We start from the raw sequence: 24,651 nt of genomic DNA on the forward strand, positions 1-24,651 counted from the left end.
ATGTTTTTTGCTTGATTGAGCGATTGAATTTCGGTGTGATATGCAGGGTTCCGTTGAGCGTTAACGTTATCGGCGGAGCAAGCCCGACGTTGAGCGTCAGTGGAGAATGGATGAAACCGATATCAAAGTTTACAGGACAATGGTGTGACCTCTACCGTGCTGTAGACTCAGACGGTAATACGGTTGAGTTTTGGCTGATAGATCATCGGGATAAAAAAGCGACATGGCGTTGCTTCAAAAAGGCGATGCGTCAGCATGGATAACCTGACGGGGTAACTTGTGATAAAAGTGGTGTCAATAAAGCGGCGTTGGACGAAATAAACAAGGAAAAACCGAAAAATAAGCCGATTAATAGCAGGCAGAATAAGTACCTGAATAACCTGATTGAATAGGATCATCGCAACGTCAAACGGCGAATACGTCCTATATTGGGATGCAAAAACGTGAGGGGGACTCAGGTCCTGTCAGCCGGGATTGAACGGGTCAGTATGTTGCGTAAAGGACAATACCCACAAGAACCGGAATACCCAATTTCACCCGCCGCTTTTTTCTATTAACTCATGGCATAAAAATCACTCAAGATGATTTTGCTCGCGATCTCTTTGTTAATGCAACAGAACTATCTGACACACGCGTGAAAAAATCAGAAATCCTGACTTTCTATCAGGCATCTGGAATATATTGTTTGATAGTCGTTCCTGTTAGTTGATCCTCTTCTGTAGCGGTAAGAAATGAGGCAAGTAGTCCAGGGAAACGGGTGTCTAGGTCTTCTCTGCGAAGAGATAGCAGATTTTCTCTACCTGAAGGTTTTTGCCAGATAACCCCACTATCACGGAGAACTCGCCAGTGATGAGTTAGCGTTGATTTGGATACACCATTAAGAACAGAGCCACAAGTATGTTCTCCTCCATCGGCCAGCACATGAACAACAGTCATTCGCATTGGGTTACCTAATGCTGTAAGTACATGTTCAAGCCGTATCTGATTACGATCTGGATGATGTTTTATCATTTTTATTTGCTCCTTTCTTAGTTCGAATATACACGAATTATCATATAAATAGTTTGAAAAGTATATACTCTCTGAACATACAGTAATAATAACAATTAAAGATAATTTCTATGATGTTAAATATTTGGCTTCATACATTATTAATGATTGATTATTAACATAATTTAAAATAAATATTTTAGATTTATTATAATACGAATCTAAAAAAGACAATGAGAGAAATGATCTAATACTTTTATATCTAAATTAAAAACCAGATTACTTTAAAAAATCGTTCTGGATTCGCTAAAAATAGGGAGCTTACCTGATGTTCCGGTAATACAACAAAACCTAAATGCGGAATAATATTATCTATCTATATGATAGATAATATCTTATTTATGATTATACTGTTCTGAAAAGAAGAATTATTAAAATAAGTCTTGCAATTGGTTAGATGAAATGTCTATATTCACCTTAATTGTACGTATATACACAAACAATAAAACAACCAAACAATTAAGAGGTTTTATGTCTAGGTATCAAGATGGCTATCAGTATCGGTTGGGAGCAAGTCTAACTTTACTCGCATTTGCTCAATTGATAATTTCTTTAGATATCAATATCGTATTTGTTGCACTTCCCGAAATAGGAAAAGGACTTGGTTTTTCTGGCCAGACGCTTCAATGGGTTGTCAGCGCTTATACAGTTTTTTGTGGTGGTTTCATGCTCTTTGGTGGTCGGGCAGCAGATTTACTCGGTCAGCGTCGAATGTTCATTGGTGCTTTGTGGCTCTATGCAGTTTCTTCTTTGATTGGAGGTATGGCCTGGCGTCCTGAAGTGATTATTGCCGCCCGGGCAGTTCAAGGGATAGGAGGGGCTTTCCTTTTCCCTGCCACTCTTTCTCTCATTAACCGATTATTCCGTGAAGGCCCTGAGCGAAACAGAGCGTTGGCAGTGTGGGGAGGTGCAGGCGCGAGTGGATTAACACTCGGTTCACTGGCCGGGGGGCTTCTAACAAATTATCTAGGCTGGTCTTCAGTATTTTATGTGAATGTTCTGTTAGCTGGTATAGCGATCATTGCCGCTTTCATCGTTATTCCTGCTGATCCAATCAGGCATGAGAAGCGCAGTTTTGATCTTCCTGGCGCATTAACTGTCACCGCTGCATCCACGCTTTTAGTCTTTTCGCTTGTACAAGGACCAGAATATGGTTGGGGAGCGCCTGTTATTAAGTACGCTCTGTTTTTGGCTCTGGTAAGTTTCATCATGTTCATCATCATCGAATCAAAATCCAGTGACCCGTTAATGCCGTTGCACCTTTTCCGTAATAAAAATTTGGTTGCAGGCGTTACCGTGACTTTCATTTATATGGGAACATTTGGCGCTTTACCCTATTTCGAAACAGTCCTGTTCCAGAATGTGATGCATTACAACGCACTTGAGACTGGTCTAGCATTTATTATTCCTTCCGTATCTATTTTTATAGGAACTCAGGCTGGAGCCCGGCTTGCGAACGCCATGGGAACGAGGAATGCCATTATTACTGGCTGTATTATTGGTATTGTTGGAACATTATTAATGCTGCCTGGAGCATCAGTCTCCTCTTCTTATAAATCTATTCTGATTGGTTTGGTTATTTCAGGCTTAGGGCAGGGAATTGTTTGGACAGCAATGTGGATCGCAGCTGCAACAGGTGTTGATCATAGTGAACAAGGAATTGCATCAGGTATGGCATCAACAACACTTAATGTTGGGAATGCCATTGGTTTAGCGATTCTAATTGCTCTGGCTACAAGTGTCACTCAGAGGGATATATCAGAAAGTGAAATTGTTTTTCTGGCGGCAAGTACATGGTATGCATTCCTATATGCCGCAATAGGTATGGTACTGGCGTTATTCATGGCAATGACCTTACCCAGAAGAAAGATGGCAACATCATATTGAAAAATAATATGACAATTCATCCGGTCGTGAGAGGCCGGAAAGGAAAGGAAATCGCCGGTGACAAAGTCAGTTCGTCTGTCAGATATGCGGATATACCGCGAACGCTGATATTAATGGAGTGCGTAATATTTTAGCGGCAGTGCCTGCGGTGCTTGCCTGTGTAGGAACAGTGCAGTCAGACCGTCTATTGAAACAGGAACCCACTGCAATGATTCAGGCTTCGGTCTGAACATAGTAGGGATCCTCACTCCTTAGAGGATGTCAAAAAAACCAGGATTATGATAGAAAAGTATGGGTATACCGCCTTCATTGATAATGATAACGAGAAGTGGGAGATACTTTTAAAATGCGCCTGTTATTGGTTGAAGATCATCCTGACTTATCACATTGGTTGCAAAAAGCACTGAATAACGCGGGATTTGTCGTTGACCTGGCTGAAGATGGTATTGTGGCAGATCAACTTTTGCAGACTGAACATTATACGTTATTGATTTTGGATATTGCGTTGCCCAGACTGGATGGCCTGTCTCTGCTATCACGCTTGCGTAAACGAGGGCAAAACTTACCCGTCTTGTTATTGACGGCCAAAACAGATGTTTCGGATCGGGTGAAGGGGTTAAATTCGGGGGCTGACGATTACCTGACCAAGCCGTTTGATTTTCAGGAGCTGGAAGCCCGTATTCGCGCCTTGTTGCGGCGTGGTACTGCGATAACGCAAGAGGGGCAGAAATTCGGGTCATTATCTTATGAAGATGAAGGGTATTTCGTCTTGAATAATGTCCCTTTGGCACTGACCCCCAGAGAATTATCGGTTTTAACCACGCTTTTTCATCGTCGAGGACGTCCGGTCTCTAAACAGCAATTATTTGAGCAGGTGTTTTCACTATCAGATGAGGCGAACCCACAAAGCATCGAATTGTATGTCCATCGATTGCGGAAGAAACTCCTCAACAGCGATGTAGAGATCAGAACATTACGCGGGTTAGGATATCGGCTGGAGCAACTGGCATCATGACGTACCTGAAAATACCACCGTCGTTATTCCACCAATTGTTGTTGTTCTTCGGGATTCCATTATTGTTACTGTACTGTGCTTCTGTTTATAGCCAATATGTCAGTGTAAAAAACGCAGCAATGTTGGCTTATGATAGAACACTACTGGCATCAGCAAGAACCGTCGCTGAACGTTTAACCGTCCGGGATCAGCGCTTGATTGTCGATGTGCCTTATGTTGTTTTAGACAATTTCGAACGAAATACGAATGATCGCTTGTACTATCAAGTGATATCGCCGGAAGGAAAAACGATTTCTGGCTATGATGACCTTCCCCCAATCCCGCAGGATATTCAGCGTTCACCTTTGTATACCGCATTGGCTTATTTTTATGATGCGGAATATCAGGGGCAACCTATACGTGTCGTTGGCTTGTATCAGCCCATCAATGAAGGCGGTATCATGGGAATGGCGCGGATATTAGTGGCTGAAACGGTGATTTCCCGCCAATATATGGCCTATCAATTATTGTTATCTTCGCTGATTAATCAGGGCGCCGTCGTATTACTGACATTGATCCTGGCTTATATTCTGCTCAAGCTATTGCTCAAACCCTTGCGAAAACTGTCAGGTGTGATGATTCGCCGCGCCGCGAATGATCTGACACCCTTGCCCAATATTTTACTATGGTCTGAAATTTCTCCGTTGCTTCAAGCGCTTAATCGATATATTGAAAGGCTGAAATTCATGGTCGGACGTCAAGAACGATTCAGTGCAGATGCTTCTCATCAATTGAGAACACCGTTAACGGTATTAAAAATGCAGGTTGCGGTCGCTCGCAGTGATCAAAATCAAGCACAGCGGGATAACATACTGGCGTCGATTGATAAGAGTCTGGATAACATGATCTTGCTGACCGATCGCTTACTGCGGCTTTCTCAGCTCAAGGCGCATGCACAAGAAGCCATCCCCGATTATCAGCCAGTCAATATCGTGGCGCTATTGCAACAGGCTTGTTTGTCCCGCTTACCGCAGGCAGAAAGTAAAGGTATTGACCTGGGCTATGAAGGCGAAAATGTATTGTGGATCAAAGGGGACCCGCTGTTATTAACGGAAATGTGCGCCAATTTATTGGACAATGCCATCAAATATACCCCGCCAATGGGGGTAGTGACTGCTAGAGTCAGCATCATGGCAGATAACAAACACGGCTGCCTGGAAATTGATGATTCAGGATCGGGTATCGATCAGGAAAATATTCATCAATCGTTGATGGCGTTTCATCGTTTAGATAATGCTGCCGGGCTGGAGGGGGCAGGATTGGGGCTGACTCTTGTTAAAGAAATCAGCCTGTATCATGGTGCGACGCTTCAGCTATTACCCAGTGAAATATTGGGGGGATTACGGGTGCGGATTATATTCAGGCTTTCTGCGCGTGAGCGGGGTACGTAATTGTTGAGCCAGAATAACGCCCACCAGCACAATACTTCCCCCGATAATGTGATAACTGTGCATCTTTTCATGGAGAACCAGAATCGCAATGACGGCCGTTAATACCGGTGCCAGGTTCATAAAAATAGACGTCATATTTGCGCCAATGCGAATGACGCCCTGTATCCATAAATAGGGGGCAATAACGGATGCCGGGATACCGGCAAATAGCACAAGGGAAATATTATCGTTTGTTAACTGAATATTGTCTGACATCATGAAATTGGGCAGCAGCAATAAAACCCCAAATCCAATTTGTACATAGAGTGAGTGCCAGTTAGCTAATGGAATAGCCCAACGTTTTGTTAAAACGCCATATAAAGCATAAGAGGCTGCGGCAATCAACATCATGACTTCACCGATCCCCATACCATGTTGCAATAGGGAAGCAGGTTCTCCTTTACTGACCAGCCAGGTGAGGCCGAACAAAGACAATACCGTGCCAAGAGTGATACCAACAGTCGGCGTGACCCGTAAAGCGAAGAGACTAATAATGACGGTCAGTAATGGAATGAGGGAAGTGAAAATGCCGATGATGGTTGCACTGACAGTATGAGCGGCGTAATACGCCAGGCTTTGATTAAGCACCATGCCCAGTGATCCCAGAATCAATAATTTCCACCAATAGTGAGCGATCCTTTTTCGTTGGCGCAGGACGGGTAATAAAACAAAAGGTGTTAAGACCAGAAAGGCAATGAACCAGCGATAGAAAGCAATGGCGGCGGGTTCAATCACAGTGGCTGCCGCTTTACTGACAACGGCATTGATTGACCAAATCAGGACAGCGATGAGGGGGAATAATAAATTCTTCATGGGATGGGATAATCTTGTCTGTGTATTGTGTGATGAGTTTAGCAGCGGCCGACTTGATTATATATCCCTTCATCACACTGCAGGCTGCATTTCTTCCCCCGCGCACCGTGAAAAAAAAGAAAGAAAAGAAAGTGCAGGATCATTCGTATCGGGCCAATCGCAGTTGATTGGGGAGAGGGGGATATAGGTTTTATGGGGATAAAGTGGCAGAATAGCAGATCACGCCTATTGAAGCCGTTGGATGAGAAAAGTGAAAATTTTGGTTGATGAAAATATGCCTTATGCTGAACAACTCTTTCAGCAATTGGGTGAAGTACAGGCAATTCCGGGACGTCCAGTGCCGGCCGGGGTTTTGGAAGATGCCGATGCCTTTATGGTTCGCTCTGTCACTAAAGTCAATGAATCCTTATTGCAGGGTAGTTCGGTAAAATTTGTGGGAACCGCCACCGCGGGAATGGATCATGTCGATCAGCCGTGGTTGATTCAGGCCGGGATTGGTTTTTCCGCCGCCCCCGGATGTAATGCCATCGCCGTCGTTGAGTATGTTTTTTCAGCGCTGATGCTATTGGCTGAACAAGATCAATTTCAGCTCAAGGATAAAACCGTCGGTATTGTTGGTGTTGGCAATGTTGGCGGGCGCCTGGCCGACCGTCTGGCGGCTTTAGGTGTGAAGACATTATTGTGCGATCCACCCCGCGCCGATCGGGGTGATGAAGGCGAATTTTGGCCTTTAGACAAATTGGTGAACGAAGCGGATATTCTGACTTTTCATACCCCACTGAATCCATCTGGCCCATACCAGACCTATCATTTAGCGGATGCAGAATTACTTGCTGCATTACCGGATAACCGTATTTTAATCAATGCCAGCCGAGGGGAAGTGGTTGATAATCAGGCATTACTCTCCATACTGCAAAAGGGGAAAAAATTACGTGTCGTGCTGGATGTTTGGGAGCCTGAGCCTAATCTTTCTTTACCTTTGTTGGCCTTAGTGGATATTGCTACCCCCCATATTGCGGGTTATACCCTGGAAGGCAAAGCACGGGGAACAACCCAGGTTTTTGAAGCCTATTGTGAATTTCTGGGGCAACCCCGTAAGACGGCGCTGGCTGATCTGTTGCCGACGCCCGATTTCAGTCAGGTGACGGTGCGGGGAGAGGTGACACAACGCGTTCTCAAGCGTTTGATACATTTAGTGTATGATGTGCGCCGTGATGATGCACCCTTACGTCAGGTTGCAGATCAAGAGGGCGCTTTTGATCAGTTACGTAAGCACTATCCGGAACGTCGGGAATGGTCTTCATTGACCGTGCAGTGTGACTCAGTCGAGAGCGCTCAATTACTGTCCAAAATTGGATTTAATGCAAAAGTGATTTAAGGCAGGCAGAATCCTGCTTGTCAACAAATAAGAGAAGTGGAGAAAACCAACATGTCAGAAGGCTGGAATATTGCGCTTTTGGGTGCAACAGGCGCAGTAGGTGAAGCGATATTGACGTTATTACAGGCACGTCAATTTCCGGTTGGTGAACTGCATCTTTTTGCCAGTGAACAAAGTATCGGAAAGATCCGACGTTTTAACGGAAAAAACCTGACTGTCCGTGACGCGGCAGAATTTGACTGGTCACAGGTACAACTGGCTTTTTTTGCTGCGACGATGGAAACAACCGCTCAGCATATTGAAAAAGCAACAGAAGCCGGTTGCTTAGTGATCGATTGCAGCGGCTTATTTGCGGCTGAGCCCGATGTGCCGTTGGTCGTTCCCGGTGTTAACCCATATGCATTGGCTGAATACCGTAACCGCAACATCATTGCGGTGGCAGATAGCGCCACCAGTCAGGTGTTGACGGCCATCAAACCCTTGATTGATGTCGCTGGCATCGCCCGTTTGCAGTTGACCAATATATTGCCCGTTTCCGTTCATGGCAAAGCCGCCATTGATGAACTGGCGGGGCAGAGTGCCCGTTTATTAAATGGCATTCCACCGGATGAAGGTCGTTTCAGCAAACAATTGGCGTTTAACTTACTGCCTTTATTGCCAGATGCCGATGGTATCGTGCGTGAAGAGCGTCGTATTGTCGATCAGATCCGCAGAGTATTGCAGGATGACGGATTGCCCATTTCAGTTAGTTGTGTCCAGTCCTCCGCTTTCTACGGCATTGCGCAGATGGTGAGCGTGGAAACATTACGACCGGTTGGTGTAGAAGAAGCACGCAGTGAATTTGAACGCTTTGAGGAAATTCAAGTTTCAGAAGACGGGGATTATCCGACTCAGGTCACTGATGCTTCAGGCAGTGATAATTTAAGCATAGGTTGTCTGCGTCATGATTACGGTATGCCGGACATGCTGCAATTTTGGTCGGTGGCCGATAACATCCGTTTTGGTGGCGCATTAATGGCGGTTGAAGTGGCAGAAAAACTGATGCAGGAGCAATTTTACTGATGTCTGATACAGCGCTGAGTCAGTCTGTGCCAGTAGCAAAGAAAGTAAAAATTGCCCTGGGGATTGAATATGACGGCAGTCGATATTATGGTTGGCAGCGTCAACAAGAAGTGAAAAGCGTACAGGCCTGTTTGGAAAAAGCGCTGTCTAACGTTGCAGATGCGCCAATTTCCGTTTTTTGTGCTGGGAGAACCGATGCCGGGGTACATGCCACCGGGCAGGTCGTCCATTTTGAGACTGCGGCACAACGTAAAGATGCGGCCTGGACAATGGGCGTGAATACCCATTTACCGCCGGATATTGCCGTTCGTTGGGTTAAAACCGTCGATGAGGCATTTCATGCTCGTTTCAGCGCAACAGCCCGCCGTTACCGCTATGTGATTTTCAATCATCGCTACCGTCCCGCCATATTGGCACAGGGGGTGACGCATTTTCATTATCCACTGGATGAGAGAAAAATGCATGAAGCCGCCCAGTGCTTGTTGGGCGAAAATGACTTTACTTCTTTTCGGGCGGTACAATGTCAGTCTAATTCACCGTGGCGTAATATGATGCATATTAACGTGAGTCGGCACGGGCATTATATTGTCGTGGACATTAAAGCGAATGCGTTTGTTCATCACATGGTGCGTAATATTGTGGGCAGTTTGCTGGAAATTGGCTGCGGAAATCAGGACATTGGCTGGATGGCGGAATTATTGGCACTGAAAGACAGGACAAAAGCGGCCGCTACCGCGAAGGCGGAAGGTTTATATTTAGTTGCTGTGGATTATCCTGCGTGTTTCGGTTTACCTGAACCTATGATGGGGCCTTTGTTTCTGGAAACTCATTTCGTTTCCGGTAAATAATTTCATCGGATACTTTCGAATAATGACAGGGATGTTTGATCATCACGAGGAATATTATGGAGTTTTTGACTCATTTTGTCGATTTTGCAAAATTCATCATCGATTTTATTTTACACATAGATGCTCATTTGAAGGAATTAGTGGCGAATTACGGTCATTGGGTATATGCCATCTTATTCCTGATTGTGTTTTGTGAGACTGGTTTGGTGGTGACCCCATTTTTGCCGGGCGACTCTTTGCTATTTGTCGCGGGGGCACTATCGGCATTAGACTCGAATGACCTTAATGTACACATTGTGGTGGCTTTAATCCTGACCGCCGCGATTATTGGTGACGCAGTAAACTATACCATTGGTCGCATTTTTGGTGAGAAACTGTTTACGCGCCCAAATTCAAAAATTTTTCGGCGGAGTTATTTAGAGAAAACCCACGCGTTTTATGAAAAACATGGTGGAAAAGCCATCATTTTGGCTCGGTTCGTGCCAATTATTAGAACGTTTGCTCCGTTCGTTGCAGGGATGGGGAAAATGTCTTACCGGCACTTTGCTGTTTATAATGTGATCGGTGCATTTATCTGGGTGCTATTATTCACGTATGCGGGTTATTTATTCGGTGATTTACCAATCATACAGAAGAATTTGAAATTATTGATTGTTGCGATCATCATTATTTCTATTCTGCCTGGGGTAATAGAGGTCTGGCGTCATCGCCGTGCTGCCGCCAAAAATGCAGCCGCTAATACAGCAGATAGATAAGTCGATAACCGAACAGGTTTGAGCAGTTTTTTATCCACACGGCAATAGCATTGTGGTTTAATGGCACATAAAACAAAAACTGGCAACAGCCAAATTCAGACGGAAAGGTTCATTAATGAGCTGGATTGAGAAGATTCTAAATAAAAGCAAAATTATGCAAACTCGTAAGGCAAACATACCTGAAGGAGTTTGGACAAAATGCGACAGTTGTGGTCAGGTACTTTATCGTGCTGAATTAGAGCGTAATCTTGAAGTGTGTCCAAAATGTGACCATCACATGCGCATTTTAGCCCGTAAGCGGTTGGATTCGTTTTTGGACGCCGGGACGGGCATCGAATTAGGAAGCGAACTGGAACCGAAAGATGTCCTGAAATTCCGCGATATCAAAAAATACAAAGACCGTCTGGCTGCCGCACAGAAGCAGACACAAGAAAAAGATGCGCTGATCGTCATGAAAGGTCTGCTATATGAAATGCCGGTTGTGGCAGGCGCGTTTGAGTTTAATTTTATGGGCGGTTCAATGGGATCGGTTGTGGGTGCCCGTTTTGTCCGTGCAGTTGAACAAGCGCTGGAAGATAACTGTCCATTCGTCTGTTTTGCCTCCAGTGGCGGGGCACGTATGCAGGAAGCCCTGATGTCACTGATGCAGATGGCAAAAACCAGTGCGGCGCTGGCAAAAATGCAGGCGCGTGGTTTGCCTTATATCTGTGTATTGACTAACCCAACAATGGGGGGGGTTACAGCCAGTATGGGAATGTTGGGGGATATCAATATTGCTGAACCTAAGGCATTGATTGGTTTCGCTGGCCCGCGCGTCATTGAGCAAACCGTGCGTGAAAAGTTACCGGAAGGCTTCCAACGCAGTGAGTTCTTAGTGGAAAAAGGGGCGATTGACATGATTGTTCCCCGCACCGAAATGCGTGATAAAATTGCCAGTCTGCTTGCCATGCTGACTCATAAACCGCATCCGGGCACAAACGCAGAGCCAGTTGAAGGCATTGTTGTTGAGCCTGCGGATGTTGATGCTGATATCAATATCAATCCTAATAAAGAAAATGTCTGATATTTTGCCAATTCCTCAAGCTACGTCGCCACTGACGACGTGGCTTTCCTATTTAGGAAACCTGCATACGAAAGCCATTGATATGGGGCTTGAACGTGTAGGCGAACTGGGTCGTCAGTTAAATTTACTGAATCCGGCGACCAAAGTTATCACCGTGTCAGGGACGAATGGTAAGGGAACCACTTGCCATACCCTGGAGTCTATTTTTCTGGCCGCAGGGCTGAAAGTCGGGGTGTACAGCTCGCCGCATTTGGTTCGTTATACCGAGAGAGTACGTATTCAGGGGAAAGAAGCCACGGAACACGATTTCTGCCGTGTCTTTGCAGCGATTGAGGCGCAACGTGGTGACATCTCATTAACCTATTTTGAATATGGCACATTGGCAGCCTTACAGCTTTTTAAAGAAGCCGCGCTGGATGTCGTGATCCTGGAAGTGGGGTTAGGGGGACGCCTGGATGCCACCAATATCGTTGATGCTGATATTGCCGCAATCACCAGTATTGCCCTGGATCATACGGATTGGTTAGGTGCAGATCGTGAACATATTGGCCGGGAAAAAGCGGGCATTTTCCGTCGTGGGCGTTTTGCCGTGGTCGGCGAGGATGATATGCCTCACTCGATTGCTGATGTTGCGGATGAACTGGGGGCAAAGCTCTTTCGTCGTGGTGTTCACTGGCATTTTACTCAGCATGAGAATAGTTGGGATTGGGTCAGTGGTGAGCAACAATTCCGGACGCTGCCAGTCCCTCACCTGCCATTAGCCAATGCCGCAACGGCGATGGGCGTGATCCACTGTTTATTGCAGCAGGATGACAAAATCAGCCGTTCTATTAACGAACAAGCCATCCATGCAGGGCTGAGAAATGCCCGACTCCCAGGACGTTTCCAAATTGTCAGGGAAAACCCGCTGATCATTTTGGATGTGGCTCATAATCCACATGCTGCGGCTTATCTGGTACAAAAATTGGCTGAACTGCCGCGTTCACCAGACAGTCATATTCGTGCTGTCGTTGGCATGTTGGGCGATAAAGACATTGCAGGAACACTGGCTTGTCTTTCCCGGCAGATTGATGAGTGGTATTGCGCATCATTGCATGAGCTGAGGGGCGCAGAAGCTGAAGTTCTGTCTGCGCATCTTATGCACGCCCGTACATTCCCCGATGTAGAAACGGCGTGGCAACAGGCAATAAAAGACGCATCGGTGCAGGATATCATCGTGGTTTGTGGCTCTTTCCACACGGTCGCGCATGTTATGGAGGCACTGGAGGGGAGTAAGGAAAATGGCCAGTAAATTTCAAAATCGCCTGGTTGGCACTATCGCGCTGGTTGCATTGAGTGTGATTGTGCTGCCGGTCATTTTTGATGGTGATAAGAAATATAATGAAAGTCAATTTGCTGCTATTCCTTTGATGCCAACAGCGGGCGATGAAGAGGAGGTGGATTCGATTCCATCATTAATCCAAAACATGCCGTCGACCCCCACGGAAGGGGCGGGGGAAGCAGTGAAGGAATTAGAAACGCAAGGGCCGGATGATTATGTGTTATCCGAATCCTTGTTTTCAGAATTAGAGCCGACAGTCGAACCTTCAGCCACGGAAGCCCCTAAGACAGCGGTAAAAGCGGAATTACCTTCTCAGCAAAAAGTGGAAACGCAGCCATTGCCTAAAGCTGAACCACCGACCAAAGCGGCAAGCCAGGCAGAAGCCAAATCGACATCAACAGCGCAGGCACCTCAGGCAAGTGCCTATGTTGTACAACTTGGTGCATTAAAAAATGCCGATAAAGTTGAAGAGATCGTGGCAAGGCTGCGTCTTTCTGGGCATCAGGTGTATACCGTTCCGGCTTCTCCGGTACAGGGGCAATTAACGCGGATCTATGTTGGGCCGAATGCATCAAAGCAGGCACTGACAGCCACCTTATCCGAATTAAAAGAAATGACCGGGTTACACGGGCAAATCAAAAACTACCAGCCATAATCAGATTGGCGCTTCACGTGATCACACCAGAAGCGCTATCATGGAGTTTAATAAGGGTTAAATATGGCAGGTGATTTTCCAGTGTGGAAACAGCAGTTAAAAATTGCCCCATCACCGCGAATACCGTTTGTTTCTTTGCCAAAAATTATTTTCATGAGCGTGATAAATCTACTACGCAAACGTTTTCGTTTTCTGTTAGAATGCGCCCGACCTGAATGTCGGGTGCCTGTTTTTGGATAAAAATATGGTCTGGATTGATTATACGATTATTGCCATCATTGGTTTCTCAGCATTGGTTAGTTTGATTCGTGGTTTTGTTCGTGAAGCGCTCTCCCTGATAACGTGGGGCGGTGCTTTCTTTGTTGCAAGTCACTTCTATACTTATCTGGCGGTATATTTTACCCGTCTTGAAGATGAGCTGGTGCGTAATGGAGCAGCGATTGCTATTTTATTCATTGCAACACTGATTGTTGGCGCGGTCGTGAACTATGTGATTGGTTCACTGGTTCAGCGAACAGGACTGTCGGGTACTGATCGGGTTTTGGGGGTCTGTTTTGGCGCCTTACGCGGTGTCTTGATTGTGTCAGCGCTTCTGTTTGTTGCAGACTCTTTCACACCACTACCCAAAAGTCAGGATTGGCAACAATCACAATTGATCCCACAATTCAGTCAAATCATCAGGTGGTTTTTTGACTACCTGCAAAGTGCGTCGAGTTTCCTGCCGGAGAGATAGATCTCTCCGCTTAGCTGATGAGGAAAGGCTATATGTGCGGTATTGTCGGTATCGTCGGTTTTACACCGGTTAACCAGTCGATTTATGATGCATTAACGGTGCTTCAGCACCGTGGACAGGATGCGGCAGGCATTGCAACTATTGATGGTAACAACGACTTTCGTTTACGTAAGGCTAATGGGTTAGTCAAAGATGTGTTTGAAACACGGCACATGTTACGTTTACAGGGAACGATAGGGATTGGGCATGTCCGTTATCCTACGGCGGGCAGTTCCAGTGCGTCAGAAGCACAACCCTTTTATGTCAATTCTCCTTTTGGTATCACGTTGGCACATAACGGCAATCTGACAAACGCACATGAATTGAAAAAAATGCTGTTTGAAAATGCCCGTCGCCATGTCAATACCACCTCAGATTCTGAGATCCTGCTGAATATTTTTGCCAATGAATTAACGCAATTTCCCCATTTTCCATTGTCGCCTGATGATATTTTCTCGGCAGTTGCAAAAATGCACAAAAAAATTCGGGGTGCTTATGCGTGTGTTGCCATGATCATTGGGCATGGATTGGTGGCTTTTCGTGACCCACATGGCATTCGTCCTTTGGTATTGGGAAAGAAAACACGGGAAGATGGCCGTAGTGAATACATGGTGGCCTCAGAAAGCGTGGCACTGGACACATTGGGGTTCGAATTCCTGCGGGATGTGGCTTCCGGTGAGGCTATTTATATTACTGAAAACGGGCAATTGTTTACCCGCCAGTGTGCAGAAAATCCGTCATTGACACCGTGTTTATTCGAATTTGTTTATTTCGCCCGCCCGGATTCTTTTATCGACAAAGTGTCAGTTTACAATGCCCGATTACGGATGGGGAAAGCATTGGGGGAGAAGATTGCCCGCGAGTGGGAAGATTTGCATATTGATGTGGTGATTCCCATACCGGAAACATCTTGTGACATCGCATTGGAAATCGCGCACATTTTGGATAAACCCTATCGTCAGGGATTTGTCAAAAACCGCTATGTCGGACGCACGTTTATCATGCCTGGTCAGCAGGAGCGGCGTAAATCGGTTCGTCGCAAACTAAACGCCAATCGTGCCGAATTCCGGGGTAAAAATGTTTTGCTGGTGGATGATTCCATTGTCCGTGGCACCACGTCTGAACAGATTGTTGAATTAGCGCGTGAAGCGGGTGCTAAGAAAGTTTACTTTGCCTCGGCTGCCCCGGAAGTTCGCTTCCCGAATGTTTATGGTATTGATATGCCGAATGCGAATGAACTCATTGCTCATGGCCGGGAAGTGGATGAAATTCGTCAGCTCATTGGTGCGGATGCGCTGATATACCAAAACCTCTCTGATCTGGTTCGGGTGGTACGGGAAGAAAACCCGGATATTGAGACATTCGAATGTTCCGTATTTGATGGCATCTATGTGACGAAAGATATTGACCAGACTTATCTCGATTATCTGGAAAACTTACGCAAAGATGATGCCATGAAAGTTCGTGGACAGAGCGAAATCGAGGGTCTGGAAATATATAATGAAGGATAATATTGTTATTATCATTCAGTTATCGCCAGAATCTCAGAGGAAAACATGAAAAAATTGATTGTCGGGCTGACCGGGGCAAGTGGTGCGATTTATGGTGTCAGATTACTGCAAGTTTTGCAGTCAGTAGAAGGCATTGAAACGCATTTGGTGATCAGTCAATCAGCGCGGCAAACATTGGCACTGGAAACGGACTCTACGCTGCGAGATGTCCAGGCGTTGGCGGATGTCGTGTATGATAATCGTGATATTGCTGCATCCATCTCCTCGGGGTCGTTTAAGACCTTGGGTATGGTGATTTTACCTTGTTCCATCAAGACCTTATCAGGTATCGTGCACAGTTACACGGAAGGTTTACTGACCCGTGCCGCAGATGTTGTTCTGAAAGAGAAGCGTAAATTGGTGTTGGGGGTGAGAGAAACCCCCTTGCATTTGGGACATCTCAGGCTAATGATGCAGGCTGCGGAAATTGGGGCGGTGATCATGCCTCCGGTTCCCGCATTTTATCATCGTCCTGAACACATTCAGGATATCATTGACCAAACGGTTAATCGTGTGCTGGATCAATTTGATATTGATTTGCCCGAAGATCTGTTTAACCGTTGGCAGGGCGCTAAATCCATTGAGGTATAGCTCCCGAAGAAAGAAAATGCTGTTGTGATCAATCACAACAGCATCGTGTTAATACCGTCAACCGAGCCGGATACCACGACATCTCATCAAGTGGGCGGAAAGCGCAATTTAACCAAGATTTTCTTTCGCCTTGATGGCATCTTGCAAGGCTTCTTCGAGTTGAAAATAACGAAAACCAAATCCGGCTTCTTCCAGTTTTTTCGGAATAGCCTGTTGACCCCCTAAAACTAATTCTGCCGCTTCTCCCATCATGATTTTTAAGACAAATTTAGGAATGCGTATAAACGCAGGGCGGTGCAATACTTTCGCCAGTGCCGCAGTGAACTGCTCATTATGCACCGGATAAGGGGATGTCATGTTAAAAGGACCGTGTAGCTCAGGTGATACCAATAGGTAATAGATACCATTGACGATGTCATCAATATGTATCCAAGGCATATACTGTTTGCCGTGACCGATTACTCCCCCTAACCCTAACCGAAACAGTGGCAGCATTTTTTTCAGTGCGCCCCCTTCTGGCGCCAGCACAATCCCGGTACGTAACACACAGACACGCGTTTTGTCACTTTGGGCCTGTAAAGCCAGTTGCTCCCAACGTTCACAAAGCTGATGGGCAAATTCATTATGCGGGGGATCATGTTCGGTAACGACGGATTGCCCCTGATCGCCATAATAGCCAACGGCTGAGCCGGAGATAAAGACGGATGGCGGAGATTCACTGGCTTTAATGAGCCTGCTTAATTGTTCAGTGAGTTGCCAGCGGCTTTGACAAAGTATCTCTTTTTGTTTTGGTGTCCATCGCTTATTGACAATCGGTTCACCGGCAAGATTGATAACCGCATCAAATCTGTTGAGATTTTGCTGGATATTCAGGGTTGTCCAACATTCAACGCGATCAGAAAACAGAGAATAGACCTTTTGTGGTGAACGACTCAAAATGGTGATGGAATGGGAAAGGGAGAGCAATTGGCAGACTAAACGATGGCCAATTAACCCTGTTCCTCCTGTGATGAAGATATGCATAGCCATCCCCCGTGAAATAGATAATCGTCGATTGACTATAACAAGAGATGGTTTCAGTAGCAGCGAGATATGCTGTTATCTGTTATCAGCATCAAGTTTTGTGGTGAAAAATGTTGTCATTAACTGAATTTTTCACATCTGTCTTAATTAGCCCTGTTTGTAGGCCGCTTTTGTCGCAGGACGCTGACCAATGTTATCCAACCATTTTTCTACCGCAGGATAATCCGGCAAATGGATTTGTTGCTGTTCATGGCATTTTGCCCATGGATAGGTGGCGATATCGGCGATACTGTACTCATCCCCGCCGAGATACGCGGTTTTTTCCAGTTGGGTATTGAGCACCCGATATAACCGTTTGGATTCTTCCACATAGCGTTTCATGGCATAAGGCACGACTTCGGGCGCGTAGAGATTGAAGTGATGGTTTTGACCAAGCATCGGACCAAAGCCAGCCACTTGCCAAAATAACCATTGCAACTGTTCAGTACGTTCACGTAAATCTTTGCTTAATAGCTGGCCTGTTTTATTGGCCAGATACAGTAAAATAGCGCCTGATTCGAAGAGAGAAACAGCCTCTCCTCCGTCGGCAGGTTGATGATCGACAATGGCCGGGATCTTGTTATTGGGTGAAATAGCCAGGAAATCAGGTTTGAACTGTTCTCCCGTGCTGATATTGATGGGATGGATCGTGTAAGGAAGCCCCGTCTCTTCGAGAAAGAGGGTTATTTTATAACCGTTTGGCGTTGGGGCATAGTATAGATCTATCATATTACCTCCCATGATAATCATTCATTGTCATTATTTGTTGTAATAACTCATTGAAAAATTTGGCCGCATTACATTAGCATTATTTGTCGGTAAAATGTGACGAATTTTTATATCAGTATGGATGGACTTATTTTCGTCAATTATGGTAACACTGATTGGTTGTCAACCGCCTTCATTACCAGGGCATCACAGCAAAAACGGGCATGTAACTCATTGAGAAAAGGTTTTTAGGATGATGCAAGAAAAATCAGCAAATAGGGAATGGATTGACATCGTCAATGAAGACAATCAAGTGATTGCGCAGTCAACTCGTCAGCAGATGAGAGCGCAGAACTTAAGGCATCGTGCAACTTATATTGTCGTGCATGATGGTATGGGAAAAATTCTGGTTCAGCGTCGTACAGACACAAAAGACATTTATCCAGGCAAATTGGATGCAACGGCGGGCGGCGTCGTGATGACAGGGGAAGTTTTACTGGATTCTGCTCGTCGGGAAGCCGAAGAGGAATTGGGGATTGCCGGTATTCCTTTTGCTGAGCATGGTCTTTTTTATTATGAAGAAGACCATTGCCGCATATGGGGCGGGTTGTTCAGTTGTGTGAGCCATGGTCCTTTTGCCTTGCAGGAAGAGGAAGTCAGCGCCGTTTATTGGCTAACGCCGGAAGAAATCACCGCTCGTTGTGATGAGTTTACTCAGGATTCGTTAAAAGCGTTATCCTTGTGGTTAGCACGTAATAAACAAACGGGACAGCCTTAATCGATTGATGGGGTAGGATTCCCTAATTGATTATCCACTCTCCTATCTTTAGCGCTTAGCCTCTTATCTGTTGCATCAGATATCCCCGCCGGAAGGCCGCCGGGAATATCTGGTGCAACAGAGAGTGTAAGGCACAGGTTAAGGCTCGTATAAACGGTGTCTCTCTGAGAGAACAGATGTCGGCAGAAGCCGGGATTTGAGACTCATCTGCTTTGATTTTTCATCGTATTGTTGATGTCTAGAGTAGAAACGGCTAATTGTAAACATATTTTTCGGATCATGAGTACTATTCACAAGCATATTTGTGAATAATTATTAAACGACAATAACTCATTTCGGTTAATTTCTATTACATACCTCGTTTTGTTTATTTTTTTATGCATGAATGGTGCATAAATTGAAAATAAGTGCATTTTTTAAATTGTGAAAAACATCATAAAGTAAATTTATTGTGATTTTATTGTATTGACTTTGTTAAAGCTCAAGGGGATTATGAGGTTAATTACTAATCAAAATGGATGAAGAAAATCGGATAGGTATGTCATTGACAATATCTCTAAATAAGGCATTGATTATTTAAATGGCGCTATTCATGCAAAATTAAATTCAATAATATATCAATTTACTTTTATTTTTTCGTTTTAATGAATTTAAGGAAAAACAAATGTCGAACACTATTCAACGCAATTGGTTTGATCAGTATATGGTGCCTTGCTTTTCACCAGCAAATTTTATCCCGGTTGTCGCTAAAGGTTCACGTGTCTGGGATCAGGATAGTAAAGAATATATTGATTTTGCGGGTGGAATTGCTGTTAATGCATTAGGTCATGCCAATGATGAATTAAAGAATGTGTTAAATTTTCAAATGGAAAACCTCTGGCATATTGGTAATGGCTATACAAATGAACCGGTTTTAAAATTAGCTAAATCGCTGGTTGAAAATACATTTGCTGATAAGGTTTTTTTCTGTAATTCCGGTGCGGAAGCAAATGAGGCCGCATTGAAAATTGCCAGAAAATATGCCCTCGATAAATATGGCAATCATAAGAACGAAATTATCTCGTTTGAGAATTCTTTTCACGGTAGAACATTATTTACTGTGACGGTGGGCGGGCAACCGAAATATTCCCAGGACTTTGCTCCCTTGCCGCAACAAGTAACTCACTTGCCCTTCAACGATATCGATGCGATTAAGGCTCATATATCAGAAAAAACCTGCGCTGTCATCGTTGAGCCGGTCATTGGCGAGGGTGGCGTGATCCCTGCTGACCCCGCATTTTTGCAAGCGCTGCGGGCGTTATGTGATCAGCATCAGGCACTACTGATTTTTGATGAAATTCAGACGGGGATGGGGCGGACCGGGTATCTGTATGCCTACGAAGAAACGGGGATCGAACCCGATATTTTGACCAGTGCTAAAGGGCTTGGCGGCGGCTTCCCGATTGGTGCCATGCTGGTTAAGCAGGCGATAGCCGAGGTTTTCCAGCCGGGAACGCATGGGTCAACGTTTGGCGGAAATCCACTGGCGGCGGCTGTTGCCGGTAAAGTGATCGAACTGGTGAATCAGCCAGCGTTTCTGGCGGGAGTGAAAGAACGTCATCATGAATTTATGAGACGGATGTCCGAGTTGAATCAACGTTATCAGGTATTCAGTGAATTGCGGGGAAAAGGGTTATTGCTGGGGGCTGAATTAGAGAAAAAATATCAGGGAAAAGCGAAAACGCTGGCCAATTTTGCGGCGGAAGAGGGATTGATTGCCTTGATCGCCGGTCCCAATGTGTTACGTTTTGCGCCCGCATTAAATATCGAGCCGCAGGATATCAACGACGGTTTCCTTCGCCTTGAAAACGCCCTCAAGCGATTTGTCCAGGAATAATCAAGCCAGTTTGAGGTGACTATCATGATGCTATTTAGATCCGTTCAATATGAAGATTTAGGGGATATCCTCAGTCTTTCGTCCCGTGCTGGTGTTGGCCTGACCACATTACCCAACAATCAGGAATATCTGGCAGCACGGATTTCACGCAGCATTGATTCATTCAACGATGTCAGAGGACGAGCACAACAAGGATTTTTATTTACCCTGGAAGACACGGAAGAGCATCGTGTGGTTGGCGTCAGTGCGCTGGAATTGGCTGTTGGGCTGGAGGAACCCTTTTACAATTTCCGCGTACTGAAATCAGTGAGAGCCTCCCGCGAATTGGGCGTTTACAACACATTTGAAACGTTGATTGTCGGGCAGGATTATACCGGATGCAGTGAATTGTGTACGTTGTTCCTTAGCCCTGATTATCAGGGGGGAGGAAATGGTGTGTTTCTTTCCCGAAGCCGGTTTATGTTTATCTCGGCATTCCGGCATCTGTTCCCAAAAACGATTTTCGCCGAAATGCGTGGGATTGTGAACAAACAGGGTGAATCCCCGTTTTGGAATGCGCTGGGACAACATTTTTTCAATGTTTCTTTTGAAAAAGCCGATTATTTAACCGGCATTGGCACCAAAAATTTTATTGCAGAACTGATGCCAACTTACCCGATCTATGTCCCTCTATTACCAGAAAATGCACGTCAGGTTATCGGCCAGGTGCATGAAGATACCGTACCTGCCCGCCTGATTTTAGAAAAAGAGGGGTTCGCGTATCACGATGCGGTCGATATTTTTGATGCCGGCGCCATCCTGGATGTGGAAATTGACCATGTCCGTACGGTTAAAGCCAGCCGGCTTGTCCATGCCAAAAAAATGGCAGATCTTCAGCGACCGAAGAGTGGCACACCTTATATTGTTGCAAATCTGAATTTTCGGGAGTTCAGAGCCTTACTCCTGAATGTCTCCCATTGTGTGGAGGGGGATGAGCTGTATCTTACCTGCGCAGAGCTGGACGCGCTTCATGTGCAGGATGGCGATCCAGTCCGCTTTGTTCCCCTTTTCTCTTAAGTGTTTTCACCATGAAATGTTTTCACCATGAAATATCTTCACCATTAAGGGTTTTCATCATGAATCATCAAGCAAATTATATTGGCGGTGAATGGACGGCAGGGCAAGGATTGACTGTCACCAAATATGCCCCTGTTGATCAACAGGTGCTATGGCAGGCAAATAGTGCATCAGCCAGTCAGGTGGACGAAGCTTGTCAGTCGGCTCGTCAGGCATTTCCAGCGTGGTCTGGACTGGCAGTTGAAAAACGTATTGCGATTATTCAAACCTTTGCTGAGCGATTAAAACAGGAACAAGAAAATATCGCGCGGGTGATCAGTGAAGAGACCAGTAAGCCGCTGTGGGAAACACGGACAGAAGTCCAGGCCATGATGGGTAAAATCGCCATTTCCATTGAAGCATGGGAACAGCGAACCGGGTATGCCGAAATGGCGATGCCTGATGGTAAGGCAATATTGCAGCACCGCCCTCATGGTGTCCTGGCTATTTTCGGCCCTTATAATTTTCCGGGGCATTTACCCAATGGGCACATTGTTCCTGCATTGATTGCTGGCAATACCTTGGTATTTAAGCCCAGTGAATTGACCCCGAAAACAGCCGAAAAAACCGTTGAGTTATGGATTGATGCCGGGTTGCCGTCAGGGGTTCTGAATCTGGTTCAAGGCGGTAAGGAGACGGGGGCTGCCCTGCTGGATAACCGTGACATTGATGGTGTGCTGTTTACCGGTAGTGCGGCAACCGGCTTTCATTTCCATCGTGTACTGGCCGGCCAGCCAGAAAAAATGCTGGCGTTGGAAATGGGGGGAAACAACGCCCTGATTGTGGATGATTATGATGATATTGAGGCGGCCGTTTATACCATTATCCAATCTGCTTTTATCTCCGCAGGACAGCGTTGTACCTGCGCTCGCCGATTGCTGGTGAAGCATGGGGAGAAGGGCGATGCGATCATTCAACGGTTGTTGGCTGTCGCCGGTCAGATTATCCCTGCCCGTTGGGATGCGGAACCACAGCCGTTTATCGGTGGTGTCATTTCTCTGGCGGCGGCGGAAAATTTGCTGGCAGCTCAGTCTAACTTACTGGCTCTAGGCGGCATGGCTTTACTCACGTTAACGCAACCCGATCCACAGTCCACGTTGATGACACCCGGCATCATTGATATGACCCAGGTCAGCAACATTCCTGATGAAGAATATTTTGGCCCTTTGCTGACGATAAGACGTTATGCCACGTTCGATGACGCGATTGCCATGGCGAATGACACCCGGTTTGGGCTGGCGTGTGGATTAATCTCGCCTGATAGCGCCCTATTCCAGCAATTATTGCAGCAAGCCAGGGCGGGGATTGTCAACTGGAATAAGCCATTGACGGGGGCATCCAGCAAAGCCCCATTTGGTGGAATTGGCGCTTCGGGCAATCATCGTCCCAGTGCTTATTATGCCGCAGATTATTGTGCCTGGCCGATGGCATCTCTGACAGCGGATAATCTGAGCCTGCCAGAAACATTGACGCCGGGGCTGAATTTCTTCCGATCTTAATTTCTTTTAATCGTAATTTATGACTAATAAACAGGGTATCAGGAGTGATTATGTCGGGAATTGAAGCAAATTTTGATGGACTGGTGGGCATGACTCACCATTATGCCGGGCTGTCCGTGGGTAATAAGGCGTCTATGATTCATCAGGGGCAAGAATCCAATCCCCGTAAAGCCGCTCTCCAGGGATTGATGAAAATGAAGGCATTGTCAGAGATGGGATTGGTGCAGGGTGTACTTCCTCCTCAGCCGCGTCCTGATCTCCCGGTATTGCGCCAGATAGGATTTACGGGCAGTGACGCACAGATACTCAAGCAAGCAGCACAATATTCCCCACTCTTGCTGTCTAAACTCAGTTCAGCTTCTGCCATGTGGACGGCAAATGCGGCAACGGTTTCGCCATCAGCAGATAGCGCGGATCGGCGTGTTCATTTTACGGTGGCAAACTTAAACCGGAAGTTGCATCGCTCACTGGAAAGCACGACAACGTCACGCACTCTGAAAGCGGTTTTTCCTGATCAAAAGTATTTTGTTCACCATGATCCTTTACCACAACACGCAGATTGGGGGGATGAAGGCGCCGCAAACCATAACCGTTTTTGTGGTGAATATGGCGAGGCGGGTGTACAGCTATTTGTCTATGGGCGTACAGCCTTACAGGAAGGGGTTACACCTGAGCGCTATCCTGCCCGACAAACACTGGAGGCAAGTCAGGCTATTGCCCGCCTGCATCAGCTTGACGAGGCCAGAACCGTCTTTGCTCAACAAAATCCCGTTGCCATTGATGGCGGTGTTTTTCATAACGATGTTATCGCTGTCAGCAATCGCAATGTGTTTTTCTATCACCAGCAGGCTTTCTTAAATCAGCCGTCAGTCTTGCATGAGTTAAGGGAAAAAATGGCCCGGCTTGGACACACTCTGACGGCAATTGAAGTTCCGGCTGAACAGGTCAGTATGCAGGATGTGGTCAGATCTTACCTGTTTAACAGCCAGTTACTGAGCCAGCCGGACGGCAAAATGATGTTGGTGTTGCCGGAAGAATGCCGTCAAAATCCCAATGTCTCGACCTACTTACAAGCATTGATTACACACGAGAATTCCCCCATCAATAAGCTCCACTTTTTTGACTTGCGGGAAAGTATGCGTAACGGCGGTGGGCCGGCCTGCTTACGGCTTCGGGTTGTTTTGAGTGAGCCAGAGCTGGCGGCGGTAAACCCGGCTACCCTGATGACCCCCACACTGTACCAACGTCTGACAGCATGGGTAGAGCGCCATTATCGGGATTCTTTGTATGCGGCTGATTTGGCTGATCCACAATTATTACACGAAGTCTATGCGGCCCTGGATGAGCTGACGCAGATCCTCAGGCTGGGTTCGATATACGAATTTCAACGCTAAGCGGGAGGGA

At 46.0% G+C, this 24,651-nt stretch carries 23 protein-coding genes and 2 pseudogenes; 20 read left to right on the plus strand and 5 right to left on the minus strand.

Annotated elements, in window-relative coordinates; all coding sequences use genetic code 11:
• Window positions 1-64: 64 nt before the first annotated feature.
• A pseudogene (locus XPG1_RS18890) lies at window positions 65-557 on the plus strand (IS6 family transposase); the annotation flags it as partial.
• 106 nt (window positions 558-663) lie between these two features.
• Here the strand turns inward: XPG1_RS18890 and XPG1_RS05375 are convergent.
• A complete protein-coding gene (locus XPG1_RS05375) occupies window positions 664-1,011 on the minus strand; it encodes an ArsR/SmtB family transcription factor (protein ID WP_045958160.1) in 348 nt (115 codons plus the stop codon).
• Window positions 1,012-1,521: 510 nt separating this feature from the next.
• Between XPG1_RS05375 and XPG1_RS05380 the strand changes: the two genes are divergently transcribed.
• From XPG1_RS05380 to XPG1_RS05390, 4 genes and pseudogenes are all read left to right on the plus strand, one after another.
• A complete protein-coding gene (locus XPG1_RS05380; protein ID WP_084717274.1) occupies window positions 1,522-2,937 on the plus strand; it encodes an MFS transporter in 1,416 nt (471 codons plus the stop codon).
• Window positions 2,938-2,998: 61 nt separating this feature from the next.
• Window positions 2,999-3,166: pseudogene (locus tag XPG1_RS17435) on the plus strand (RNA-guided endonuclease InsQ/TnpB family protein); the annotation flags it as partial.
• 117 nt (window positions 3,167-3,283) lie between these two features.
• Window positions 3,284-3,952, plus strand: coding sequence for a transcriptional regulator TctD (gene tctD, locus XPG1_RS05385; RefSeq protein WP_045958161.1), 669 nt, complete (start codon window positions 3,284-3,286; stop codon window positions 3,950-3,952).
• Window positions 3,949-5,382 carry a sensor histidine kinase gene (locus XPG1_RS05390; protein WP_045958162.1) on the plus strand — a complete coding sequence of 478 codons (1,434 nt, stop codon included), beginning with the start codon at window positions 3,949-3,951 and terminating at the stop codon, window positions 5,380-5,382. Before tctD ends, XPG1_RS05390 begins: the two co-directional genes overlap by 4 nt.
• Here XPG1_RS05390 and XPG1_RS05395 read toward each other — a convergent pair.
• A complete protein-coding gene (locus tag XPG1_RS05395; protein WP_045958163.1) occupies window positions 5,332-6,234 on the minus strand; it encodes a DMT family transporter in 903 nt (300 codons plus the stop codon). The genes XPG1_RS05390 and XPG1_RS05395 overlap by 51 nt on opposite strands.
• 250 nt (window positions 6,235-6,484) lie before the next feature.
• Here XPG1_RS05395 and pdxB point away from each other — a divergent pair, with 250 nt between their 5' ends.
• The 7 genes from pdxB (at window position 6,485) to dedD (ending at window position 13,316) form a co-directional block, all read left to right on the plus strand.
• Entirely contained in the window at window positions 6,485-7,612 is a 1,128-nt protein-coding gene (gene pdxB, locus XPG1_RS05400) for a 4-phosphoerythronate dehydrogenase PdxB (protein WP_045960487.1), read from the plus strand.
• Window positions 7,613-7,663: 51 nt separating this feature from the next.
• The gene (locus tag XPG1_RS05405; RefSeq protein ID WP_045958164.1) at window positions 7,664-8,674 is read left to right on the plus strand and encodes an aspartate-semialdehyde dehydrogenase; all 1,011 of its coding nucleotides are present in this window, start codon (window positions 7,664-7,666) and stop codon (window positions 8,672-8,674) included.
• The gene (gene truA, locus XPG1_RS05410; RefSeq protein WP_045958165.1) at window positions 8,674-9,522 is read left to right on the plus strand and encodes a tRNA pseudouridine(38-40) synthase TruA; all 849 of its coding nucleotides are present in this window, start codon (window positions 8,674-8,676) and stop codon (window positions 9,520-9,522) included. The genes XPG1_RS05405 and truA overlap by 1 nt, the downstream gene beginning before the upstream one ends.
• 56 nt (window positions 9,523-9,578) lie before the next feature.
• Window positions 9,579-10,277 (plus strand): DedA family protein, encoded by a 699-nt coding sequence (locus XPG1_RS05415; protein WP_045958166.1) that lies wholly within the window; start codon window positions 9,579-9,581, stop codon window positions 10,275-10,277.
• Between the two features lie 115 nt (window positions 10,278-10,392).
• A complete protein-coding gene (gene accD / locus XPG1_RS05420; protein WP_045958167.1) occupies window positions 10,393-11,340 on the plus strand; it encodes an acetyl-CoA carboxylase, carboxyltransferase subunit beta in 948 nt (315 codons plus the stop codon).
• Window positions 11,333-12,631, plus strand: a complete 1,299-nt coding sequence (gene folC / locus XPG1_RS05425) for a bifunctional tetrahydrofolate synthase/dihydrofolate synthase (RefSeq protein ID WP_045958168.1) — start codon at window positions 11,333-11,335, stop codon at window positions 12,629-12,631. Before accD ends, folC begins: the two co-directional genes overlap by 8 nt.
• Window positions 12,621-13,316: a cell division protein DedD gene (gene dedD, locus XPG1_RS05430; protein ID WP_045958169.1), complete on the plus strand. Its 696-nt coding sequence runs from the start codon at window positions 12,621-12,623 to the stop codon at window positions 13,314-13,316. Before folC ends, dedD begins: the two co-directional genes overlap by 11 nt.
• Window positions 13,317-13,329: 13 nt before the next feature.
• Here dedD and XPG1_RS19065 read toward each other — a convergent pair whose 3' ends face one another.
• Window positions 13,330-13,458, minus strand: coding sequence for a hypothetical protein (locus XPG1_RS19065; protein ID WP_269450584.1), 129 nt, complete (start codon window positions 13,456-13,458; stop codon window positions 13,330-13,332).
• Window positions 13,459-13,560: 102 nt separating this feature from the next.
• Here XPG1_RS19065 and cvpA point away from each other — a divergent pair, with 102 nt between their 5' ends.
• From cvpA to XPG1_RS05445, 3 genes are read left to right on the plus strand one after another with little or no spacing between them, the layout of a single operon-like run.
• Window positions 13,561-14,049, plus strand: coding sequence for a colicin V production protein (cvpA, locus tag XPG1_RS05435; RefSeq protein ID WP_045958170.1), 489 nt, complete (start codon window positions 13,561-13,563; stop codon window positions 14,047-14,049).
• A gap of 32 nt (window positions 14,050-14,081) precedes the next feature.
• Window positions 14,082-15,599: an amidophosphoribosyltransferase gene (purF, locus tag XPG1_RS05440; RefSeq protein ID WP_045958171.1), complete on the plus strand. Its 1,518-nt coding sequence runs from the start codon at window positions 14,082-14,084 to the stop codon at window positions 15,597-15,599.
• Between the two features lie 45 nt (window positions 15,600-15,644).
• Window positions 15,645-16,229, plus strand: coding sequence for a UbiX family flavin prenyltransferase (locus XPG1_RS05445; RefSeq protein WP_045958172.1), 585 nt, complete (start codon window positions 15,645-15,647; stop codon window positions 16,227-16,229).
• A gap of 108 nt (window positions 16,230-16,337) precedes the next feature.
• Here the strand turns inward: XPG1_RS05445 and XPG1_RS05450 are convergent, their stop codons facing one another.
• Window positions 16,338-17,252: a TIGR01777 family oxidoreductase gene (locus tag XPG1_RS05450; protein ID WP_045958173.1), complete on the minus strand. Its 915-nt coding sequence runs from the start codon at window positions 17,250-17,252 to the stop codon at window positions 16,338-16,340.
• A gap of 147 nt (window positions 17,253-17,399) precedes the next feature.
• Entirely contained in the window at window positions 17,400-18,020 is a 621-nt protein-coding gene (locus tag XPG1_RS05455; protein WP_045958174.1) for a glutathione binding-like protein, read from the minus strand.
• 232 nt (window positions 18,021-18,252) lie between these two features.
• On the opposite strand from XPG1_RS05455, the gene yfcD reads away from it, so the two are divergent.
• From yfcD to astB, 5 genes are all read left to right on the plus strand, one after another.
• Window positions 18,253-18,777, plus strand: coding sequence for an NUDIX hydrolase YfcD (yfcD, locus tag XPG1_RS05460; protein WP_045958175.1), 525 nt, complete (start codon window positions 18,253-18,255; stop codon window positions 18,775-18,777).
• A gap of 664 nt (window positions 18,778-19,441) precedes the next feature.
• Window positions 19,442-20,653: an aspartate aminotransferase family protein gene (locus XPG1_RS05465; RefSeq protein ID WP_045958176.1), complete on the plus strand. Its 1,212-nt coding sequence runs from the start codon at window positions 19,442-19,444 to the stop codon at window positions 20,651-20,653.
• 27 nt (window positions 20,654-20,680) lie between these two features.
• On the plus strand, window positions 20,681-21,709 hold the full coding sequence (astA, locus tag XPG1_RS05470; RefSeq protein WP_231853082.1) for an arginine N-succinyltransferase: 1,029 nt from the start codon (window positions 20,681-20,683) through the stop codon (window positions 21,707-21,709).
• Window positions 21,710-21,768: 59 nt separating this feature from the next.
• On the plus strand, window positions 21,769-23,247 hold the full coding sequence (gene astD, locus XPG1_RS05475) for a succinylglutamate-semialdehyde dehydrogenase (RefSeq protein ID WP_045958178.1): 1,479 nt from the start codon (window positions 21,769-21,771) through the stop codon (window positions 23,245-23,247).
• 50 nt (window positions 23,248-23,297) lie between these two features.
• Window positions 23,298-24,641 (plus strand): N-succinylarginine dihydrolase, encoded by a 1,344-nt coding sequence (gene astB, locus XPG1_RS05480; RefSeq protein ID WP_045958179.1) that lies wholly within the window; start codon window positions 23,298-23,300, stop codon window positions 24,639-24,641.
• Window positions 24,642-24,651 lie beyond the last annotated feature (10 nt).

The sequence above is a fragment of the Xenorhabdus poinarii G6 genome, from assembly GCF_000968175.1.
Taxonomy (GTDB): domain Bacteria; phylum Pseudomonadota; class Gammaproteobacteria; order Enterobacterales; family Enterobacteriaceae; genus Xenorhabdus; species Xenorhabdus poinarii.

Excerpts from the sequence above, each read along its gene's own strand:
- XPG1_RS05375 (WP_045958160.1), bottom strand. The coding sequence starts at position 1,011 with ATGATAAAACATCATCCAGATCGTAATCAGATACGGCTTGAACATGTA.
- XPG1_RS05380 (WP_084717274.1), top strand. The coding sequence starts at position 1,522 with ATGTCTAGGTATCAAGATGGCTATCAGTATCGGTTGGGAGCAAGTCTA.
- tctD (WP_045958161.1), top strand. The coding sequence starts at position 3,284 with ATGCGCCTGTTATTGGTTGAAGATCATCCTGACTTATCACATTGGTTG.
- XPG1_RS05390 (WP_045958162.1), top strand. The coding sequence starts at position 3,949 with ATGACGTACCTGAAAATACCACCGTCGTTATTCCACCAATTGTTGTTG.
- XPG1_RS05395 (WP_045958163.1), bottom strand. The coding sequence starts at position 6,234 with ATGAAGAATTTATTATTCCCCCTCATCGCTGTCCTGATTTGGTCAATC.
- XPG1_RS05405 (WP_045958164.1), top strand. The coding sequence starts at position 7,664 with ATGTCAGAAGGCTGGAATATTGCGCTTTTGGGTGCAACAGGCGCAGTA.
- truA (WP_045958165.1), top strand. The coding sequence starts at position 8,674 with ATGTCTGATACAGCGCTGAGTCAGTCTGTGCCAGTAGCAAAGAAAGTA.
- XPG1_RS05415 (WP_045958166.1), top strand. The coding sequence starts at position 9,579 with ATGGAGTTTTTGACTCATTTTGTCGATTTTGCAAAATTCATCATCGAT.
- accD (WP_045958167.1), top strand. The coding sequence starts at position 10,393 with ATGAGCTGGATTGAGAAGATTCTAAATAAAAGCAAAATTATGCAAACT.
- folC (WP_045958168.1), top strand. The coding sequence starts at position 11,333 with ATGTCTGATATTTTGCCAATTCCTCAAGCTACGTCGCCACTGACGACG.
- dedD (WP_045958169.1), top strand. The coding sequence starts at position 12,621 with ATGGCCAGTAAATTTCAAAATCGCCTGGTTGGCACTATCGCGCTGGTT.
- cvpA (WP_045958170.1), top strand. The coding sequence starts at position 13,561 with ATGGTCTGGATTGATTATACGATTATTGCCATCATTGGTTTCTCAGCA.
- purF (WP_045958171.1), top strand. The coding sequence starts at position 14,082 with ATGTGCGGTATTGTCGGTATCGTCGGTTTTACACCGGTTAACCAGTCG.
- XPG1_RS05445 (WP_045958172.1), top strand. The coding sequence starts at position 15,645 with ATGAAAAAATTGATTGTCGGGCTGACCGGGGCAAGTGGTGCGATTTAT.
- XPG1_RS05450 (WP_045958173.1), bottom strand. The coding sequence starts at position 17,252 with ATGCATATCTTCATCACAGGAGGAACAGGGTTAATTGGCCATCGTTTA.
- XPG1_RS05455 (WP_045958174.1), bottom strand. The coding sequence starts at position 18,020 with ATGATAGATCTATACTATGCCCCAACGCCAAACGGTTATAAAATAACC.
- yfcD (WP_045958175.1), top strand. The coding sequence starts at position 18,253 with ATGATGCAAGAAAAATCAGCAAATAGGGAATGGATTGACATCGTCAAT.
- XPG1_RS05465 (WP_045958176.1), top strand. The coding sequence starts at position 19,442 with ATGTCGAACACTATTCAACGCAATTGGTTTGATCAGTATATGGTGCCT.
- astA (WP_231853082.1), top strand. The coding sequence starts at position 20,681 with ATGCTATTTAGATCCGTTCAATATGAAGATTTAGGGGATATCCTCAGT.
- astD (WP_045958178.1), top strand. The coding sequence starts at position 21,769 with ATGAATCATCAAGCAAATTATATTGGCGGTGAATGGACGGCAGGGCAA.
- astB (WP_045958179.1), top strand. The coding sequence starts at position 23,298 with ATGTCGGGAATTGAAGCAAATTTTGATGGACTGGTGGGCATGACTCAC.